Origin of the sequence: Peteryoungia ipomoeae, from assembly GCF_004912165.1 — a bacterium.
GTDB lineage: Bacteria > Pseudomonadota > Alphaproteobacteria > Rhizobiales > Rhizobiaceae > Allorhizobium > Allorhizobium ipomoeae.
The window spans coordinates 1-3,268 of the sequence record NZ_STGV01000017.1 but is presented as its reverse complement, the minus strand read 5'-3'; the positions used below and the strand labels follow the sequence as shown (position 1 = coordinate 3,268).

Sequence of the window (3,268 nt, the reverse complement as noted above, 5' to 3'; positions counted from 1 at the left end):
GTAACCGGTGTTTTCCGCCCACATTGTCGTCAATCGCCTGATCTGTGATCGACATTCCATGGAAGAGCGACAAGGAGTTTCTCCATGGAGAGTACGTTGGAGGTTCTCACAACGCGACGGAGCAGGCGTGAGGCGCATCGCCAATGGCCTGATAAGGTCAAGGCACGGATCGTTTCGGAAAGCTTGAGGCCTGGCACGACAGTCAATGAAGTTGCGCAGCGCTATGGATTGCGAGCCAATAGCCTTTCCACCTGGCGGACGATGGCGCGGCAGGGCAAGCTGATCCTGCCAGCACCGGAGGATGCGGTAGAGTTCGCGGCGGTGATCGTTGATCCGCCTGTTTCGGAACATCCGCCTAAAATGCTCAGTCGCCCCGAGATCGTCTTCGGTCCCGTCACGATCCGCCTGGAGGAACGTGCGTCCGCGTCTCGGATCGCTGCCATCGCCCGCGCCCTGGCGGCGGGGACATGATCTTTCCGTCGAACCGGGTGCGGATCATGGTCGCGACCAAACCTGTCGACTTCCGCAAGGGTCATGACGGGTTGGCGGCTTTGGTGAAGAACGAGCTGCACAAGGACCCGTTCACCGGAACGGTCTTCGTGTTCCGGTCTCGCAAGGCGGACCGCTTGAAGCTGATCTACTGGGATGGCTCCGGAATCGTCATGGCCTACAAACGGCTTGAAGAGCACACATTCACTTGGCCTGGCATCAAGGATGGCTTGATGACACTCACGCACGCCCAGTTCGAAGCGCTGTTCGCAGGCCTTGATTGGCGGCGGGTGCATGCCGTCCAGACGAGAGCGCCGGAAGCCATCGAATAGCTGCGGCACGATGACTCAGCAAGGCAGATTCCGAGGGCAAATCGGCCCGGAATTTGGTAGTTTCCGGTCATGCTTGATGCCGCCGACCTTCCCGATGACATTGCCGCCCTGAAGGCGATGCTGATCGCGGCGCAGGCACGCGAGGCGGCCAAGGACTTGGCGATAGCCAGCAAGGACGAACATATCGCTCGCAAAGATGAGCGGATCGAGCGGCTTGAGAAGCTGGTCGCCGCCTTCAAGCAGGCAGCCTTCGGACGCAAGTCCGAGAAGACTGATCCTGACCAATTCGACCTGGCGCTCGAAGACCTGGAGACGGCCATGGCCGTGATCCATGCCGAGGATGAGGCGGACACTCCTGTCGGAAAGAGGATTGTCAAACCACGTGCAATCAATCGTGGGTCCCTTCCGAAGCATCTCCCGCGTATCGAGGAGGTGATTGCGCCAGAAAGCCTGATCTGCGGCTGTGGCGGTTGCCTCCATTGCATTGGCGAGGATGTCTCCGAGCGGCTGGACGTGGTCCCGGCCCAGTTCCGCGTGATCGTCACTCGTCGCCCCAAGTATGCCTGCCGGGCCTGCACCGACGGGGTCGTCCAAGCCCCAGCTCCGGCACGCTTGATCCAGGCTGGGCTGCCGACGGAGGCCACCGTCGCTCATGTGCTGGTCTCCAAATATGCCGATCATCTTCCGCTCTATCGGCAGGCGCAGATCATGAGCCGTCAGGGCGTCGATCTCGACCGATCAACGCTTGCCGATTGGGTCGGTCGGGCAGCCTATGAACTGCGGCCCGTCTTCGATGCACTGATCGCCGACCTGAAGCGCTCGACCAAACTATTCATGGATGAGACCCGTGCCCCAGTTCTCGATCCGGGCTCCCGCAAAACCAAGACCGGATACTTCTGGGCGCTTGCGCGGGATGATCGCCCATGGGGCGGCGGTGCTCCGCCAGGTGTCGCCTTCACATACGCGACCGGCCGCGGGGGCATTCATGCGGAACGGATATTGCAGGGCTTCTCCGGTATCCTGCAGGTCGATGGCTATGCCGGATATAACAGGCTGATCGTTCCTGACCGTGTCGGATCAGACATTCAGCTTGCCTATTGTTGGGCCCATGCCCGGCGCAAGCTGGTGGAGATCACCCGCAACGGGTCAGCACCGATTGCCGAGGATGGCGTCAAGCGGATCGGCGAGCTGTATAGTATTGAAGCCGAACTGCGCGGACTTGATCCTGAGCCTCGCCTCGCCGGACGGCAGGAGCGGTCAGCGCCACTCGTCACCGACATGCAGGCGTGGCTCATCCATCACCGCGCCCGCGTAGCCACGAAGTCGCCGCTCGGCGAGGCACTGGCTTATATCGCCAAATACTGGGATGGTCTGAAGCTCTTCCTGACCGACGGTCGTATCGAGATCGACAACAACAGTATCGAGCGGACCATCCGGCCGATTGCCCTCAATCGCAAAAACGCGCTCTTCGCGGGTCATGATGCCGGAGCAGAGAACTGGGCGATCATCGCCTCGCTGATTGAGACGTGCAAATTGAATGCCGTCGATCCGCTTGCCTATATGACCAACACTCTCACTGCCATCGTCTCCGGCCACAAGCAGAACCGGATCGAGGAACTTCTGCCGTGGAGTTACCAAGCAAGTTGATCTGCTCCGAAAGACTTCTGTCGATCAAAGCCTTCACCTTAGCGCTTGCCAGCGAGTACAATCATTCAGGAGGCCGGTTGCGCTTGCCGAATGTACCTTTCGGAGGCTCGGATATTATTTTCTCTGACGGACCATCTGTTCGTAAGGTGCGTTTTCGTCCGCCCATCAACCAGAAGAGATATCCAAACACATACGCAGCTATGATCAAAAGTAGAACTGGAAGGACGAAAACCCCGATCACGCCTACATAGAAAGCAACTGTGTAAAGCGAACCGGTGAGAGGGTCTTTGTTCACCCCCGTATGGCCTGCCACTACCGCCAAGCATCCACCAAACACAACCGCAGCCCATGTTGAGCCCTGTATAAACGACGTGTCCAGCGCTCCTTGCATCAGTCTATCTCTCACACTCATTGCGAAAGGCAAGACAATCAATAGTGCGATAAAGGCGATACCGATGATTACCTTGGTCTGGTCATCCAGCATATTCTGCTTCCTGCCTCCTAACTTATTTAATCTGGTTCTGCTTCCAAACCGGCGAGATGATTGGCCGAGTTTTTTCTTCGAACGCGGCCTTGCCGTAGCTCAACTCACAGCAAATCTTTGCAGCGATCAAAACACCCTCTCGTGGAGGGTGTGGCTTCACCAAATATACCGCCCGAGTCTGCGCGGATGGCATCCAGAAATACCGCTCATCCGTTAATTGGATGCAACCGAACAAATGCGTCTACAACGTCGTAACGGCAAGCTCACGAAACTACTTACTGCGACAAGTCAATGTGCCAGGATAACAGCGCTCACT

At 58.0% G+C, this 3,268-nt stretch carries 4 protein-coding genes; 3 read left to right on the top strand and 1 reads right to left on the bottom strand.

Translation table 11 applies throughout. From position 1 onward, the window contains the following. The first annotated feature begins 84 nt into the window (after positions 1-84). The 3 genes from tnpA (at position 85) to tnpC (ending at position 2,468) form a co-directional block, all read left to right on the top strand. Positions 85-471, top strand: coding sequence for an IS66-like element accessory protein TnpA (gene tnpA / locus FAA97_RS20945; protein WP_136600498.1), 387 nt, complete (start codon positions 85-87; stop codon positions 469-471). Then, positions 468-821, top strand: a complete 354-nt coding sequence (tnpB, locus tag FAA97_RS20940) for an IS66 family insertion sequence element accessory protein TnpB (protein WP_136600497.1) — start codon at positions 468-470, stop codon at positions 819-821. Before tnpA ends, tnpB begins: the two co-directional genes overlap by 4 nt. Positions 822-890: 69 nt before the next feature. Next, the gene (tnpC, locus tag FAA97_RS20935; RefSeq protein WP_136600496.1) at positions 891-2,468 is read left to right on the top strand and encodes an IS66 family transposase; all 1,578 of its coding nucleotides are present in this window, start codon (positions 891-893) and stop codon (positions 2,466-2,468) included. A gap of 61 nt (positions 2,469-2,529) precedes the next feature. Here the strand turns inward: tnpC and FAA97_RS20930 are convergent, their stop codons facing one another. After that, complete coding sequence (locus tag FAA97_RS20930) at positions 2,530-2,952, bottom strand: hypothetical protein (RefSeq protein ID WP_136600495.1); 423 nt, start codon at positions 2,950-2,952, stop codon at positions 2,530-2,532. Positions 2,953-3,268 lie beyond the last annotated feature (316 nt).